A 15351-nucleotide genomic window follows, 5' to 3' on the forward strand; every position below is an offset into this window, starting at 1 on the left:
GCCCTGGCCCCCGCCCGGCCTCCGGCCCCGCCCCTGGCCCTGGCCCCGGCCCACCGTCATCCACACCCCCTTGCACCGCTCGCCCGCGCAGCAGCCGCGGCCGCGCACACTCCCCGCCATGCGCGACCTCCTGCTCGACGTCGACGCGGCTGGAGGCGCCAGCACGCGGGCGGCGCTGCGGCGGCTGGGGCACAGCTACCACGCGCTCCGCGGTGCGGTCGCCACCGGAGGGCTGACCGCGATCGGCCGTTCGTGGCTGCTCCTTCCTACGGCGGACCCGGCGGTGCGCAGCGCGCTCTCCGCGGGAGGCATCCTCGGCGGGGCGTCTGCCCTCCGGTCCTACGGGGTGTGGGTCACGCATCCCACCCCCGTGCAGGTCGCGCTCACCCCGAACTCGGATCGGGGCGCGACCGCCGGCACCGAGCGGCTGTGGACGGCCTTCGAGCCCGACGCCCGGCCGTGGCGCGTGAGCATCGTGGACGCGCTCGCCCAGCATGCTCGCCGCGTCGAGCGCGACGATGCGATCGCGTCGATCGACAGCGCGCTGCACCGCGGGCTGCTCGACGAGGCAGGGCTCGACCGGCTGTTCGAGCTGCTGCCGCAGCGCTGCCGGCCGTGGCGGCGGCAGGTCGACCCGAGCGCCGAGTCGGGGCTCGAGTCGCTGCTGCGCGTGCCGTGCCGCGACCGCGGCTGGCGCGTCGAGACGCAGGTGCCCGCACCCGGCGGCGGCCGGAGCGACCTGCTCGTCGACGGATGGCTGTGGGTCGAGGCCGATGGCGCCGCGTGGCACGACGACGAGCGGCAGGCCATGAAGGACCGCCGCCGCAACAGCGCGATCACGGCGAACGGCGATCGCTGGCTGCGCTTCGGCTACGCCGACGTCGTGCACGAGCGCGCGCGCACGATGGCGCTCATCGCGCTCGTGCTCGCGCAGGGCCGGCCGGGTCCGCCCCACATCGCGCAGGTCCGCCCGACCGCGGCCCGAGAGCGCTGACGGGGGCCTCCGCAGGGTGCTGCCGGATGCCGGGCTGGCGGCCCACCCGATTCGGACGCCCGGCGCCTGGGCAAGGACGGCCACCGATCGATGGCCATCCCGTCCTTGCCCGTGCGTGTGCGGGCATCGCTCCTTGCTGAGGTGGGACGGCGGGCGCTGCCTGCAGCCCCGGAGCCAGCAGGGCGCGCGGTTGCTCCCGGTCGGCATCGCCCGTACGCTGTGTATCAATAATCGAAGCACGTGTTCACATATCGAACACGTGACGACGACATCGATCGTCCCCACATAGGAGTGAGGAAAGCACCCGTGCAGTTCCACCACCACGGCTACGTGTCCACCGACCCGCGGGTGCAGCCCGCCGCCGGCATCGGGCTCGACCGGCCCGCAGACCTGCCCGACGAGGTCGACGTGCTCATCGTCGGCAGCGGCCCGGCCGGCATGATCGCCGCCGCGCAGCTCGCGCAGTTCCCCGACGTGGCGGTGCGCATCATCGAGCGTCGCCCCGAGCGGCTCGCGATCGGTCAGGCCGACGGCATCCAGGCGCGCAGCGTCGAGACGTTCCAGGCGTTCGGCTTCGCGGAGTCGATCACGGCGGAGGCGTACCGCATCACCGAGATGGCGTTCTGGACCCCCGACCCCGAGAACCCCACGCACATCGTCAAGACGTCGAGCCCGCCCGACGACCCTTCCGGCATCTCCGAGTTCCCGCACCTCATCGTGAACCAGGCGCGCGTGCTCGACTACTTCGCGGCCGCGGCCGCGAACGCGCCGGGCCGCGTGACGCCCGACTACGGCTACGAGTTCAAGAGCCTCGAGGTGACCGGCGAGGGCGACTACCCCGTTCGCGTCACGGTGGCCCACACGGCCGGCACGCGGAAGGAGGAGGAGCGGATCATCCGCGCGAAGTACGTCATCGGCGCCGACGGCGCCCGCAGCGCCGTGCGCTCCGCGATCGGCTGCACGCTCGCCGGCCAGTCGGCCAACCACGCGTGGGGCGTCATGGACGTGCTCGCGGTCACCGACTTCCCCGACATCCGCACGAAGTGCGCGATCCAGTCGAGCGCCGGCAGCATCCTGCTCATCCCACGGGAGGGCGGCTACCTGTTCCGCATGTACGTCGACCTCGGCGAGGTGCCGGAGGACGACCACGGCAAGGTGCGCCAGACCCCGCTCGAGGAGGTCATCGCACGGGCGAACGCGATCATCTCGCCGTACACGCTCGAGGTGAAGAACGTCGCCTGGAACAGCATCTACGAGGTCGGTCACCGCATCACCGACCGCTTCGACGACGTGCTCGCCGAGGAGCGCGGCACCCGCACCCCGCGCGTGTTCATCACGGGCGACGCCTGCCACACGCACAGCGCGAAGGCCGGCCAGGGCATGAACGTCTCGATGCAGGACGGCTGGAACATCGCCTGGAAGCTGGGCCACGTGCTCGACGGCCGCGCGCCCGAGAGCCTGCTCGACACCTACTCGCTCGAGCGCCAGGTCGTCGCGCAGAACCTCATCGACTTCGACAAGGAGTGGTCGACGCTCATGGCGAAGCCCGCGAGCGAGCTCGGCAGCCCGGAGGAGGTCGCCGAGTTCTACACCCGCACCATGGAGTTCCCCGCCGGGTTCATGACCGAGTACCAGCGCTCGCAGATCGTCGCGGGCACCGAGCACCAGCAGCTCGCGACCGGCTTCCCCGTCGGCAAGCGCTTCAAGTCCGCTCGCGTCGTGAAGGTGTGCGACACCAACCCGGTGCACCTCGGCCACTTCCACACCGCCGACGGCCGCTACCGCGTCTACGTGTTCGCCGATCGGGCGACGCCCGCCGAGGCATCCGCGACCCGCGAGCTCGCCGAGTGGCTCGAGCGCTCCCCCGAGTCGCCGATCGCGGTGCACACGCCCGCGGGCCGCGACTCGAGCGCCCTCATCGACGTCAAGGTGGTCTACCAGCAGGGCCACCACGACGTGCTCATGAACGAGGTGCCGGATGCGTTCAAGCCGGTCGTCGGGCCGTTCGAGCTCGTGAACCTCGAGAACGTCTTCGGCGTCGCGCCCGACAGCGACATCTTCGAGGAGCGCGGGATCTCGCGCGACGGCGCGATCGTCGTCGTGCGCCCGGACCAGTACGTCGGGGCGGTGCTGCCGCTCACGGCGACGGACGAGCTCGCGGCGTACTTCCGCGGCGCGCTGCTGCCCGCCGCGGCGTAGTCGACGAAGAGAGGGCCCGATCGCAACGCGGTCGGGCCCTCTCGCGGTGCGCCGGATGGGCGCGGATGCGCGTGCGGCACTCCGCGCGCGTCCCGGACGCGCCGAACGGCGAAGCGCCCCCGGCCGTGAGACCGGGGGCGCTCCTGGTGTGACCCCAGCGGGATTCGAACCCGCGTTACCGCCGTGAGAGGGCGGCGTACTAGGCCGCTATACGATGGGGCCGTGCTGCTCTCGCTCGCGAAAGCAACCTGGATAGTGTGCCACACGATTCCGGCGCTCGCCAAATCGAGGCGGCACGCGGCCGCTCACGGCGCGCGCAGCACCTGCAGCGCGCCGCGCATGGTCGTGCAGCGCACCGGCAGCCGCCCGACGATCTCGCCATCGGCGCACACGACCACCGTCTCGTCGCTCTCGATCTCGGCGGTCTCGCACTCGATCGAGTGCACGCGGGGATCCGTCGTGTGCGCACCGCGGAGCACCTTCGCGAGCAGCACGAGGAACCGCGGGTAGGAGAGCTCGTCGGCGAGCACGGCGAGCAGGCGGCCGTCGCGCATCGAGGCGGCCGGTGCGATCGGGATGCCGCCGCCGAAGGTGCGGTTGTTCGCGATCGCGGCGATGAGCGTGCGCCACGAGCGCTGCTCCCCGCCGTCGAGCCGCACCCGGAACGCGCGGTGCCGCGGCCGCAGCAGCGTCGCCGCGATCGCCGCGTGGTAGCGCAGTCGGCTCGGCACGCGCGTGAGCGTGAACGAGCGCACGTTGACGTCGGCGTCGAAGCCGACCGACACGACGCCGGCCGCGAGCGCCACCCCGTCGGGGTGCTCGATCCGCACGAGGTCGAAGCGCTCCGGCTCGGCCGCGAGCACCTCCTCGAGCCGGTCGAGCACATCCTCGGCGCGGCGGACGCCGAGCGCGGCGGCGAAGTCGTTGCCGCTCCCCGCGGGCACGACGACGAGCCGCTTCGAGGTGCCGCCCACGATGTTGACCCCGAGGTGCACCATGCCGTCCCCGCCGACCACCACGAGCGCATCCGCCGTGGTCATCGCGAAGCGCGTCTGCTCGAGCTGACCGCGCGAGTCCGCCGCGACGACGTGCTGCACCTCGTGGCCCAGATCGGCGATGCGCGCGGCGACGAGCTGGCCGACCGCACCGGCGCGGCCGAAGCGGGCGGCGGGGTTCGAGGCGACGACGATGCGCACGCTTGGAGCCTAGGCGAGCGCACTGGGGCGCCCCCGCCGCACCGCCTATCGTGGGTGCCATGCGAGTGACCAAGCGAGAGCACGCGTGCATGATCCTCGACGAGGAGGGGCGCCAGCTCGTCATCGACCCCGGCAACCAGACGGGCCCCGTCTCGGCACCCGGCCTCGTGGCGATCGTCATCACGCACGAGCACGCCGACCACTGGGACGAGCCGCACCTGCGCGACCTGCTCGCCGCGCACCCCGGCACCCCGATCTACGCGCCCGCGGGCGTCGCCCAGGCGGCGAGCGGCTTCGACATCACGGTCGTCGAGGCGGGCGAGCGCGTGACCGCCGGCCCGTTCCGGCTGCGCTTCTTCGGCGGCCGGCACGCCGAGATCCACCGCTCGATCCCGATCGTCGACAACCTCGGCGTGCTCGTCAACGAGCGCTTCTACTACCCGGGCGACTCGTTCGCGGCGCCCGACGTGCGCGTCGAGGTGCTCGCGACGCCCGCCGGCGCGCCCTGGCTCAAGATCAGCGAGGTGATGGACTTCGTCATGGCGGTCGCCCCGCGCGCGACGTTCGCCGTGCACGACGCGCCGCTCTCGCCGATGGGGCTCGAGCTCGCGCACGCGCGCATCGAGGGTGCCGCGAAGGAGCACGGCGGCGTGCACCACCGCCTGCAGCCGGGCGACTCCCTCCCCGTCGGCGAGCACTGACGCCCGCGCGCCCGGCGCGCGCTGTCCATCGGGGCGCCGCCCGCCGCGCGCGTGCCGCTATCTGAACTGGCCGTTCTATCCTTGGAACAGTGCGTCCGGGTGGGCGCCGCGACGAGAGCGAGCGACGATGCCGACGACCACCGCAGGGCGAGCCGAGACGACCGGGTCGCAGACCCTGTCGCGGGGGCTCAGGGCGCTCTCGCTGCTCGCCGACCACGGCACCCAGACGATCCAGTCGCTCGCCGACCTCCTCGGCGTGCACCGCTCGGTCGCCTACCGGCTCGTGCGCACCCTCGAGGAGCACCGCCTCGTCGTGCGCGACGCGGGCGGCCTCCTCTCCCTCGGCCCCCAGCTCGTCGTGCTCGCGCGCGACGTCGAGCACGACCTCCAGTCGGCCTCGCTCCCCCACCTGCAGCAGCTCGCCGACGAGCTGGGCGCCACCGCGTTCCTCGCCGTGCGCGACGGCGACGACGCCGTCACGCTCGTGACGGCCGTGCCCCGCGGCGTCAACGCATCCGTCGCCCAGCACCCGGGCCACCGGCACCCCATCGCGCTCGGCGCCCCGGGCATCGCCCTGCAGTCGCTCCTCGACGAGGCGACGTGGCGCGCGCTCGGCCACGACGGCCCCATGCACCCCGAGGTCGCGTCGGTCCGCGAGCGCGGCTACGCGGTGAGCGCGAACGAGGTGATCCAGGGCATCACCTCGGTCGGCGCGCCGATCGCGTCGCGCGGCACGACGGATGCGTCGGTCGCGGTCGTCACGGTCGGCGAGCCGGACACGGGGGCGCTGGGCGCCGCCGTGCAGCGCACCGCTCGCGCCATCGAGCGCGACCTCCGCTAGCGGCATGGACCTGCTCTCGTTCGTCGTCGCGCTCGTCGCCGTCTGCATCGGCGCCGCGGGCCAGCGGATGATCGGCATGGGCTGGGGGCTCGTCGTCACCCCCGCGATCGCGCTCGTCGGCGGGCCGCTCGCGGCCGTGCTCGTCGTGAACCTCTACGGCGCGATCGCGTGCATCATCATCCTGCCCAAGGTGTGGCGCGACATCGACTGGCGGCGGCTGCTGTGGATCGCGATCCCCGCGCTCGCGCTCATGGTGCCGGGGCTGCTGCTGGCGCGGGGCCTCGACACCGACCTGCTGCGCATCGCCGTGGGAGCGATCGCCATCGCCGGCGTCGTCGTGAGCGTCGCGTTCACGAGCGCTGCCCGCGCGCACGACGGGCCGGGGCTGCGCATCGCCGCCGGCACGGCGATCGGGCTGCTCAACGCGAGCGTGGGGATGGGGGCGCCCGCGGTGGGCGCCTACTCGCTGCTGTCGGGCTGGCAGGACCGGACGTTCGTCGCCACGATGCAGCCGTTCTGGGTGCTCATCAGCGGCGCGATCGTGGTCGTGAGGCCGTTCGTGGCGCCCGAGGGGTCGCCCGACTGGCCGCTGTGGGCATGGTTCGTGCTCGCGCTGCCGGTGCTCGCCGGCGTGCTGCTCGGCAACCGGCTCGCGCACCTCGTGAGCGCGCGCGTCGTGCGCTCGGCGATCATCGTCCTGTCGGTGCTGGGCGGAGCCGCCCTGATCGTCACGGGTGCGACGGGGCTGCTGGGCTGACTCAGCTCGCGAGCGCCACGGCGAGGCACGCGGCGGTCGCGGCGGAGAGCACCGCGCGCACGTGGTTCCAGCGCGACCAGCGCGCCTCGTCGAACGCGGCGCGCGCCTCGGCGGCATCGGTGCGGGCGGCGTCGCCGGCGGCGCGCAGCGCGTCGTTGCGCGGCACGTTGACGGTGCCCGTGATGGCGATGACGGCCAGCTGCAGCGCGCCGGCCGCGAGGATCCAGGCGAGCGCCGCGTCGCCGAGGTGGAGCAGCGCGGCCGCGATCGCGAGCGCGAGCGGGCCGAGGAAGACGCCGCCGAGGTAGAGCGGGTTCAGGATGGCTCCGTCCACCGCGGTGAAGGCCGCGACGAACGCGCGGTCGTCGACGCGCCGGAGCCCCGGCATGACGGCGTTCGAGAAGCTGAGGAACACGCCGGCGCCGACACCGGCGGCGACCGTCGCGATGAGCAGCACGACCGTGCCCGCGGAGTCCATGAGCGGATCGTACGGTGCGCGAGTGACGAGCGAGGGGCGGATGCGTCGGACCCGACCTGCGGGACCGGTCCGTTGCGATCCCCGAGGGGCCGATCGCTCAGGCGTCGAGCGCTCCGGGCCGACCGCTCAGGCCGAGCCCTCGGGCGCGGCGATGTGGGCCACCGCGTCGCCCGCGTGGACGATCGGCGCGCGGGTCAGCCCGATGACGATGCCGTCGCGGTCGGCGCGCACGATGCGCCCGCCCGTGCCGAAGGCGTCGGCGACGCGCCCGAGCCGCGCACCCGCGTCCACCCGGTCGCCGAGCTCGACCTCGAGGTGGAGGATGCCCGAGCCGCGCGCCCGCACCCAGCCGCTCGCGCGGCACTCGACCGGCTCCGCCTCCGGCTCCGGCTGCTCCTCGAGCATGCCGAGCGCGGCGAGCACGCGGAGCACGCCCGCGACGCCCGCGGCGACCGGCTGCTCCTCGAGCCGCAGCGCCTCGCCCGCCTCGTACAGCAGCGCGATCGAGCCCGCCTCCCGCGCCGCCTGGCGCAGCGAGCCGTCGCGGAGGCGCGCGTGCAGCATGACCGGCGCGCCGAACGCCGCCGCGAGCCGGCGCGTCTCGGGGTCGTCGAGGTCGGCGCGGACCTGCGGCAGGTTGTCGCGGCGGTCGGAGCCGGTGTGGAGGTCGATGCCCACGTCGCAGCGCGCGACGACCTCGGTCATCAGGAGGTGCGCGATGCGGCTCGCGAGCGAGCCGCGCGCGGCGCCGGGGAACGAGCGGTTGAGGTCGCGCCGGTCGGGCAGGTAGCGGTCGCCGGTCATGAAGCCGAGCACGTTGACGACCGGCACGGCCACGAGCGTGCCCCGCAGCGTCCTCGGCGACACCGCCGCGAGCACCCGGCGGATGACCTCGACGCCCACGACCTCGTCGCCGTGCACCGCCGCATCCAGCCACACCGCGGGGCCGGGCTCGCGGCCGTGCACGACGCGCACGGGCAGCGACACGTCGCCGCCCGTCACGAGGCGCGCGATCGGCAGGTCGACGCTCTTCGCCTGCCCTGCGCGCACGCGCACGGCGCCGATCGCGAACGACTCACGCACCGGCGCGCCCCCGGTTGCGCAGCCGCACGGCGCGCGGGGGACGCCCGCCGAGGTAGGAGCGCGCGGCGTCGACGGCGAAGCCCTGGCGCAGGGCCTCGCGCCCGACGAGGAGCCGGAAGCCCATCTCGTCGCGGCGCGCGAGGGTCACCTCGGTGGTGACCGAGCGCCCCAGCAGCTCGATCGCCGTGCGGATCACGATCCGCTCCTGCGCGTGGCCGGTCGACGAGCGCACGAGCCGGCGGTCGTGCACGGGGTGCTCGACGAGCACGGCGTCGGCGTCGGAGCGCTGCCACGGGTGCACGCTGAACCGCACCCAGTCCCGACCGTCGCGCGTGAGCTCCTCGAGGTCGAACGCATGCAGCGCGCTCGAGCGCGCGCCGGTGTCGAGCTTCGCCTTCACGTGCGGCACGCCCAGCCCGGGCATGCCGACCCACTCGCGCCATCCGGCGAGCGCCGGCCTGCCAGGATGGTCGTCTGCCATGCGCCCATCCAACAGGAAGGCAGGTGCGCCACCCATGAGGCTCGCCATCCTCTCGCGCGCGCCGCGCTCGTACAGCACCCGCCGGCTGCGGGCCGCGGCCGCCGACCGCGGGCACGACGTCAAGGTGCTCAACACCCTCCGGTTCGCGATCGACCTGTCGGGCGACGCGCCCGACCTGCAGTTCCGCGGCCGCCAGCTCACCGACTACGACGCGATCCTGCCGCGCATCGGCAACTCGATCACCTACTTCGGCACCGCCGTCGTGCGGCAGTTCGAGCAGATGGACGTGTACACGCCCAACACCGCCAACGGCATCGCCAACTCGCGCGACAAGCTCCGGGCGACCCAGATCCTCGCGCGCCACGACATCGGCATGCCGCCGACGACCTTCGTGCGCGACCGCGCCGACGTGATCCCCGCGATCGAGCGCGTCGGCGGCGCGCCGGTCGTGCTCAAGCTCCTCGAGGGCACGCAGGGCATCGGGGTCATCCTCGCGCCGACCATCAAGGTCGCCGAGGCGATCATCGAGACGCTGCAGAGCACCCGCCAGCAGGTGCTCATCCAGCGCTTCGTCACCGAGAGCAAGGGCCGCGACATCCGCGCGCTCGTGGTCGGCGACCGCGTCGTCGCAGCGATGCGGCGCACCGCCCAGGGCGACGAGTTCCGCTCCAACGTGCACCGCGGCGGCAGCGTCGAGGCCGTCACCCTCGACGCCGACTCCGAGCGCGTCGCGGTGCGCGCCGCGCAGATCATGGGCCTCAAGGTCGCGGGGGTCGACATGCTCGAGGGCAACGACGGGCCGCTCGTGATGGAGGTGAACTCGTCCCCCGGGCTCGAGGGCATCGAGACGGCCACGAGGCTCGACGTCGCCGGCGCGATCATCGACTACATCGACGACCAGGTCGCGTTCCCGCAGATCGACGTGCGCGAGCGGCTGAGCGTCTCGACCGGCTACGGCGTGGCGGAGCTCGTCGTGCACGGCGACGCCGACCTCGTCGGCAAGTCGCTGAGCGAGTCGGGGCTGCGGGAGCGCGACATCACCGTCCTCACCCTCCACCGCGGCACCACGGTCATCCCCAACCCGAAAGGACGCGAGACGCTGCACGCCGAGGACCGGCTGCTGTGCTTCGGCCGGCTCGAGGAGATGCGCTCCATGATCCCCGCGCGGCCCAAGCGCCGAGCGCGCGTCAAGAGGCTGCCGAAGGAGCCGCTGCCCGAGGAGTGATGCATCGGATGCGCCGCCGCGCACGCGACAGGGGGCCGGCCTCGCGGCCGGCCCCCTTCGCGTGCGTCAGCGCGTCGCGCGCGACTCGACGGCGGTGGGGTCGGGGTCGCCCTGCTTCCAGGTGCCGAACTGGCCCGAGTGCTCGAACTCGATCGACAGCGGCACGTCGTTGCGCTGCTTGAGCAGCAGCGTGCCGATGACCGAGATCGCGATCGTCCCGAGCAGGTACACGACGATCGACCACGTCGAGCCGGTCGCCTGCAGCAGCGCCTGGGCGATCGTGGGCGCGAAGGCGCCGCCGATGACCGCGCCGATCGCGTAGGCGATCGAGACGCCCGAGTAGCGCACCGAGGCCGGGAACGACTCGGCGTACCAGGCCGCCTGCGCCCCGTAGGTGAGGCCGAGGCCGACGCCGAGCAGCGTCGTCGCGATCGCGACGCCCGCGACGCCGGTCGCGGTCAGCGCGAACAGCGGCAGGACGCCCGCGGCGAGCACGACCCAGCCGATGAGGTAGAGCTTCTTGCGTCCGATGCGGTCGGAGGCCCAACCGGCGACGAAGGTGAACACGAGCCACGAGACCGCGCCCGCGAGGTTCGCGAGCTGCACGCCCACCGGGTCGAAGCCGTAGCCGCCCGCGTCGACGGGCCGCGAGGCGAGCCCCTGGATGTAGCCGCCGGTCGTCATGTAGCCGACCGCGTTGTTGCCCATGAAGACCATCGCGCAGAAGAGCACGATCAGGCCGTACTTGCGGAACACCTGGATGATCGGCGCCGACTCCTGCTGCGCGGTCTGCTTGATCTCCTCGAAGACCGGCGACTCCTCGACCGCGCGGCGGACGACGTAGCCGACGATGACGAGCAGGATCGAGATGAAGAACGGGATGCGCCAGCCGACCTCGAGGAACGCGTCACCGGGGAAGAGCGCGCGCACGAGCGCGAGGATGCCGGTCGCGAGCAGCATGCCGAGCGGCACGCCCGACTGCACGAACGAGCCGTACAGGCCGCGGCGGCCCTTCGGCGCGTGCTCGATGGCCATGAGCACGGCGCCGCCCCACTCGCCGCCGGCCGAGAGGCCCTGCAGGACGCGGAGGAGCATGAGCAGGATCGGCGCGAGGATCCCGATCTGCTCGTAGGTCGGGAGTGCGCCGACGAGCGTCGTGGCCGCGCCCATGAGGAGGAGCGTGAGCACGAGCATCGGGCGACGCCCGAGCTTGTCGCCGAAGTGGCCCGCGAGGAACGCGCCGAGCGGGCGGAACAGGAACGAGATGCCGATCGTCACGAGCGCGATGATCTGGCCGAGGCCCGGGCCCGCCGGCTCGAAGAAGAGCTGCGCGAAGACCAGGTTCGCCATGAAGGCGTAGATGAAGAAGTCGTACCACTCGATCGTGGTGCCGACGACGACCGCGGCGAGCACGCGGTTGCGCTCGCTCTTCGAGGTCGCGAGGTGAGGCGTCGTGCTGTGAGACACGCTGACTCCTTTGTCAGATGGGGGCTCCGAGGGCTCGGTGCCGAGGGACTGGATGGAAGATATACGATTTCGTGCACGACGGCAAGCACTTCCGACGAGCGCTCGTCGGCGCCGTGCCGGCCCGATCTCCAAGCCTTGCGGAACGAATCTGGAATCGTATACGATGCCGCGCATGCATGCATCGACGCAGCCCGCCACCGACGCCGTCCCCGCCGCTGCCGCGGCCTGGAGCCTGCTCGGCGCCCGGCCCAACAAGGTCTTCGCGATGCACATCGGCTACCGCGCCCGCGCCGCCCAGAAGGGCCGCACGCCCGAGGCGCCCGGCTACTTCATGAAGCCCGCGACCTCGCTCTCGACCGGCGGCGAGGTCGTCGTGCCGGCCGGCACCGAGATCTTCGGCTTCGAGGGCGAGATCGCGATCGTCATCGGCTCCCACGCGCGCGCCGTGGGCGAGGCGGATGCGTGGGCTCACGTCGCGTCGATCACGGCGGCGAACGACCTGGGCGTCTTCGACCTCCGATGGGTCGACAAGGGCTCGAACATCCGCTCGAAGGGCGGCGACGGCATGACGCCGATCGGGCCCGCGCTCCTCGACGCCCGCCGCCTCGACCCGCGCGCGATCGAGGTGCGCACCTGGCTCGACGGCGAGCTCGTGCAGCACGACTCCACGTCGACGCTCATCTTCTCGCTGCCGCAGATCGTGAGCGATCTCTCGCAGCTCGTCACGCTCGAGCCGGGCGACGTCATCCTCACCGGCACCCCCGCGGACGCATCGACCTTCTCCCCCGGGCAGACCGTCGAGGTCGAGGTGTCGGCGATGACGATCGACGGCGAGCGGGTCTCGACGGGGCGGCTCGCCTCCACGGTGCGGGTCGGCGAGCAGGTGCTCCCGCCGTACTCCGCGCAGCCGAAGCCGACGCCCGAGCAGTGGGCCGACGCGTCCGGACGGCCGATCGACGAGTTCCAGGCGCCCGCCGAGCCCGTGCTCGACGACGAGCTGCGCGGGCAGCTCTCCCGCGTCGCGCTCGCGACGCTCTCGTCGGCCCTCCGCAAGCGCGGGCTGAACAACGTCTCGATCGACGGCCTGCGCTCGACCCAGCCCGGCAAGCGGCTCGTCGGCGTCGCGCGCACGCTGCGGTACGTGCCCAACCGCGAGGACCTCTTCGCGAGCCACGGCGGCGGCTACAACGCCCAGAAGCGCCTGTTCGACTCGCTCCGGCCGGGCGAGGTCGTCGTGATCGAGGCGCGCGGCGACAACCGCTCGGGCACGCTCGGCGACATCCTCGCTCTCCGAGCGCGCCACCTCGGCGCGGCGGGCATCGTCACGGACGGCGGCGTGCGCGACCTCGACGTCGTGACCGAGATCGGCGTGCCGACCTACCACGCGGGTGGCCACCCCGCGGTGCTCGGCCGGCTCCACGTGCCGTGGTCCTTCGACGAGACGATCGCGTGCGGCGGCGCGACCGTGCAGCCCGGCGACATCATCGTCGGCGACGGCGACGGCGTGCTCGTGATCCCGCCCGCGCTCGTGCGCGAGCTCGTCGAGGAGTGCCTCCGCACCGAGGCGGAGGAGGAGTGGATCGCCCGGCAGGTCGAGGCCGGGCACCCGGTCGACGGGCTCTTCCCGATGGACGCCGAGTGGCGCGCGCGATTCGAGGCCGAGACCACCGGCCGGGAGGGGTCGTGAGCCCGCGGCGCCGGGAGGCGGCGCTCGCCGACTCCGGCGGCGCCGTCGCGCCCTCGAAGTCGCAGCGCGCCTACCGGCTGCTCCACGACCGCATCGTCGACGGCACCTACTCCCCCGGCTACCGGCTCGTGCTCGACGCGATCGGCCGGGAGCTCGACATGAGCGTCGTGCCGGTGCGCGAAGCGATCCGCCGCCTCGAGGCCGAGGGCCTCGTGACGTTCGAGCGCAACATCGGCGCGCGGGTCGCCGAGATCGACGAGCTCGAGTACCACGACACGATGGAGACGCTCTCCTACGTCGAGGGCGCCGCGATCTCGCTCGCGGCCGGCCTCTACTCCGCCGCCGACGTCGCCGACGCCCGCGCGATCAACGAGCAGATGCGGCAGTCGCTCGCCGACTTCGACCCCGTGCAGTTCACGGCCCTCAACGAGGCCTTCCACCGCCGGCTCACCGACGTGTGCGCGAACGAGGTGCTCGGCGACGTCATCGACACGTGCTGGAAGCGGCTCGCGCGGCTGCGCCAGTCGACGTTCTCGTTCGTGCCGAGCCGCGCCGTCCCCTCCGTCGACGAGCACGAGGCGATCCTCGGGCTCATCGAGATGGGCGCCGACCCGCGCCGCATCGAGCTCGCCGTGCGCGCGCACCGCCTCGCGACGCCCGACGCCTACCTGCACCGCACCCACCCCAAGCCCTGACGCGCCGCGACGAGCGACGTCCACCACCGATCGACCGAGAGAAGGAGCCACCATGGCCGAGCAGCCCGCAGGCATCCCCGACCTGATCCCCCACTACATCGACGGCGAGCGCGTCCCGTCGGTCGACGGCGACACGTTCGGCGTGCTCAACCCCGTCACGAACGAGGACTACACCGTCGCCGCCTCCGGCAAGCAGGCCGACATCGACCTCGCCGTCGCCGCCGCCACGCGCGCGTTCCACGAGGGTCCGTGGCCGCGCATGAAGAACCGCGAGCGCGCGCGCATCCTCTCCCGCATCGCCGACATCGTCGAGTCGCGCGACCAGGAGCTCGCGCAGTTCGAGTCGTGGGACTCCGGGCTGCCGATCACGCAGGCGCGAGGGCAGGCGCAGCGCGCGGCCGAGAACTTCCGCTTCTTCGCCGACCTCATCGTCGCCGGCCGCGACGACACCTACAAGGTGCCGGGCAGCCAGGTGAACTACGTCAACCGGAAGCCCAAGGGCGTCGCCGGTCTCATCACGCCGTGGAACACCCCGTTCATGCTCGAGTCGTGGAAGCTCGGCCCCGCGCTCGCCTCCGGCTGCACGGTCGTGCTCAAGCCCGCCGAGTTCACGCCGCTGTCGGCGTCGCTGTGGGCCGGCATCTTCGAGGAGGCCGACCTGCCCAAGGGCGTGTTCAACCTCGTGAACGGCTTCGGCGAGACCGCCGGCGACGCGCTCGTCAAGCACCCCGACGTGCCGCTCATCTCGTTCACCGGCGAGTCGAGCACCGGCAAGCTCATCTTCGGCAACGCCGCCCCGCACCTCAAGGCGCTCTCGATGGAGCTCGGCGGCAAGAGCCCCGCGGTCGTCTTCGCCGACGCCGACCTCGATGCCGCCATCGACTCGACCCTCTTCGGCGTCTTCTCGCTCAACGGCGAGCGCTGCACGGCCGGCAGCCGCATCCTCGTCGAGCGCTCCGTGTACGACGAGTTCGTCGAGCGCTACGCCGAGCGCGCGAAGCGCATCGTCGTCGGCGACCCGGCCGACCCGAAGACGGAGGTCGGCGCGCTCGTGCACCCCGAGCACTTCGACAAGGTCATGTCGTACGTCGAGATCGGCAAGGACGAGGGCCGGCTCGTCGCCGGCGGCGGCCGCCCCGAGGCCTTCCCCGAGGGCAACTTCGTCGCACCCACCGTGTTCGCCGACGTCCAGCCCGACGCGCGCATCTTCCAGGAGGAGATCTTCGGCCCCGTCGTCGCGATCACGCCGTTCGACTCCGACGCGGAGGCGCTCGAGCTCGCCAACGACACGAAGTACGGCCTCGCCGCCTACATCTGGACCAACGACCTCAAGCGGGCGCACCTGTTCGCGCAGGACGTCGAGGCCGGCATGGTGTGGCTCAACAGCCACAACGTGCGCGACCTGCGCAGCCCCTTCGGCGGCGTGAAGGCCTCCGGCCTCGGCCACGAGGGCGGCTACCGCTCGCTCGACTTCTACAGCGACCAGCAGGCGGTGCACATCACCCTCGGCGACGTCCACACCACCCGCTTCGGCGCATCCGCCTGAC

The 15351-nt window shown here is 73.0% G+C and carries 14 protein-coding genes and 1 tRNA gene; 9 read left to right on the top strand and 6 right to left on the bottom strand.

Features of this window, described 5'->3' with window-relative positions; all coding sequences use genetic code 11:
• Positions 1-118: 118 nt before the first annotated feature.
• Both NWP09_RS02200 and NWP09_RS02205 read left to right on the top strand, forming a co-directional pair.
• Positions 119-994 (top strand): endonuclease domain-containing protein, encoded by an 876-nt coding sequence (locus NWP09_RS02200; RefSeq protein WP_258273908.1) that lies wholly within the window; start codon positions 119-121, stop codon positions 992-994.
• A gap of 306 nt (positions 995-1300) precedes the next feature.
• A complete protein-coding gene (locus NWP09_RS02205; protein ID WP_258273909.1) occupies positions 1301-3193 on the top strand; it encodes an FAD-binding monooxygenase in 1893 nt (630 codons plus the stop codon).
• Positions 3194-3342: 149 nt separating this feature from the next.
• On the opposite strand, the gene NWP09_RS02210 is transcribed toward NWP09_RS02205, so the two are convergent.
• Both NWP09_RS02210 and NWP09_RS02215 read right to left on the bottom strand, forming a co-directional pair.
• Positions 3343-3415: transfer RNA gene (locus tag NWP09_RS02210), tRNA-Glu, on the bottom strand.
• 83 nt (positions 3416-3498) lie between these two features.
• Positions 3499-4389: a diacylglycerol kinase family protein gene (locus NWP09_RS02215; RefSeq protein ID WP_258273910.1), complete on the bottom strand. Its 891-nt coding sequence runs from the start codon at positions 4387-4389 to the stop codon at positions 3499-3501.
• Positions 4390-4448: 59 nt separating this feature from the next.
• Between NWP09_RS02215 and NWP09_RS02220 the strand changes: the two genes are divergently transcribed.
• The 3 genes from NWP09_RS02220 (at position 4449) to NWP09_RS02230 (ending at position 6688) form a co-directional block, all read left to right on the top strand.
• Entirely contained in the window at positions 4449-5090 is a 642-nt protein-coding gene (locus NWP09_RS02220; RefSeq protein ID WP_258273911.1) for an MBL fold metallo-hydrolase, read from the top strand.
• A 127-nt stretch (positions 5091-5217) separates the two neighbouring features.
• The gene (locus NWP09_RS02225; RefSeq protein ID WP_258273912.1) at positions 5218-5931 is read left to right on the top strand and encodes an IclR family transcriptional regulator; all 714 of its coding nucleotides are present in this window, start codon (positions 5218-5220) and stop codon (positions 5929-5931) included.
• A gap of 4 nt (positions 5932-5935) precedes the next feature.
• Positions 5936-6688, top strand: a complete 753-nt coding sequence (locus NWP09_RS02230; protein ID WP_258273913.1) for a sulfite exporter TauE/SafE family protein — start codon at positions 5936-5938, stop codon at positions 6686-6688.
• Between the two features lies 1 nt (position 6689).
• Here NWP09_RS02230 and NWP09_RS02235 read toward each other — a convergent pair whose 3' ends face one another.
• The 3 genes from NWP09_RS02235 to NWP09_RS02245 form a co-directional block, all read right to left on the bottom strand.
• On the bottom strand, positions 6690-7166 hold the full coding sequence (locus NWP09_RS02235) for a DUF1772 domain-containing protein (RefSeq protein WP_258273914.1): 477 nt from the start codon (positions 7164-7166) through the stop codon (positions 6690-6692).
• Between the two features lie 126 nt (positions 7167-7292).
• The gene (locus NWP09_RS02240) at positions 7293-8249 is read right to left on the bottom strand and encodes a succinylglutamate desuccinylase/aspartoacylase family protein (protein WP_258273916.1); all 957 of its coding nucleotides are present in this window, start codon (positions 8247-8249) and stop codon (positions 7293-7295) included.
• Positions 8242-8730: a RimK/LysX family protein gene (locus NWP09_RS02245; protein WP_258273917.1), complete on the bottom strand. Its 489-nt coding sequence runs from the start codon at positions 8728-8730 to the stop codon at positions 8242-8244. The genes NWP09_RS02240 and NWP09_RS02245 overlap by 8 nt, the downstream gene beginning before the upstream one ends.
• A gap of 34 nt (positions 8731-8764) precedes the next feature.
• Here NWP09_RS02245 and NWP09_RS02250 point away from each other — a divergent pair, with 34 nt between their 5' ends.
• Positions 8765-9955, top strand: a complete 1191-nt coding sequence (locus NWP09_RS02250; RefSeq protein WP_258273918.1) for a RimK family alpha-L-glutamate ligase — start codon at positions 8765-8767, stop codon at positions 9953-9955.
• Positions 9956-10021: 66 nt separating this feature from the next.
• Here NWP09_RS02250 and NWP09_RS02255 read toward each other — a convergent pair whose 3' ends face one another.
• Positions 10022-11422: an MFS transporter gene (locus NWP09_RS02255; RefSeq protein WP_258273919.1), complete on the bottom strand. Its 1401-nt coding sequence runs from the start codon at positions 11420-11422 to the stop codon at positions 10022-10024.
• Positions 11423-11594: 172 nt separating this feature from the next.
• On the opposite strand from NWP09_RS02255, the gene NWP09_RS02260 reads away from it, so the two are divergent.
• From NWP09_RS02260 to hpaE, 3 genes are read left to right on the top strand one after another with little or no spacing between them, the layout of a single operon-like run.
• Positions 11595-13109 (top strand): fumarylacetoacetate hydrolase family protein, encoded by a 1515-nt coding sequence (locus NWP09_RS02260; protein ID WP_258273920.1) that lies wholly within the window; start codon positions 11595-11597, stop codon positions 13107-13109.
• Entirely contained in the window at positions 13106-13804 is a 699-nt protein-coding gene (locus NWP09_RS02265; protein WP_258273921.1) for a GntR family transcriptional regulator, read from the top strand. The genes NWP09_RS02260 and NWP09_RS02265 overlap by 4 nt, the downstream gene beginning before the upstream one ends.
• 52 nt (positions 13805-13856) lie before the next feature.
• Complete coding sequence (gene hpaE, locus NWP09_RS02270) at positions 13857-15350, top strand: 5-carboxymethyl-2-hydroxymuconate semialdehyde dehydrogenase (protein WP_258273922.1); 1494 nt, start codon at positions 13857-13859, stop codon at positions 15348-15350.
• Position 15351: the final 1 nt, after the last annotated feature.

The sequence above is a fragment of the Agrococcus sp. HG114 genome (assembly GCF_024723325.1).
In the GTDB taxonomy this organism is placed as follows: domain Bacteria; phylum Actinomycetota; class Actinomycetes; order Actinomycetales; family Microbacteriaceae; genus Agrococcus.

What these genes read in the sequence shown, in the direction of transcription:
- NWP09_RS02200 (WP_258273908.1), top strand. Translation starts at nt 119, where the DNA reads ATGCGCGACCTCCTGCTCGACGTCGACGCGGCTGGAGGCGCCAGCACG.
- NWP09_RS02220 (WP_258273911.1), top strand. Translation starts at nt 4,449, where the DNA reads ATGCGAGTGACCAAGCGAGAGCACGCGTGCATGATCCTCGACGAGGAG.
- NWP09_RS02225 (WP_258273912.1), top strand. Translation starts at nt 5,218, where the DNA reads ATGCCGACGACCACCGCAGGGCGAGCCGAGACGACCGGGTCGCAGACC.
- NWP09_RS02230 (WP_258273913.1), top strand. Translation starts at nt 5,936, where the DNA reads ATGGACCTGCTCTCGTTCGTCGTCGCGCTCGTCGCCGTCTGCATCGGC.
- NWP09_RS02235 (WP_258273914.1), bottom strand. Translation starts at nt 7,166, where the DNA reads ATGGACTCCGCGGGCACGGTCGTGCTGCTCATCGCGACGGTCGCCGCC.
- NWP09_RS02245 (WP_258273917.1), bottom strand. Translation starts at nt 8,730, where the DNA reads ATGGCAGACGACCATCCTGGCAGGCCGGCGCTCGCCGGATGGCGCGAG.
- NWP09_RS02250 (WP_258273918.1), top strand. Translation starts at nt 8,765, where the DNA reads ATGAGGCTCGCCATCCTCTCGCGCGCGCCGCGCTCGTACAGCACCCGC.
- NWP09_RS02260 (WP_258273920.1), top strand. Translation starts at nt 11,595, where the DNA reads ATGCATGCATCGACGCAGCCCGCCACCGACGCCGTCCCCGCCGCTGCC.
- hpaE (WP_258273922.1), top strand. Translation starts at nt 13,857, where the DNA reads ATGGCCGAGCAGCCCGCAGGCATCCCCGACCTGATCCCCCACTACATC.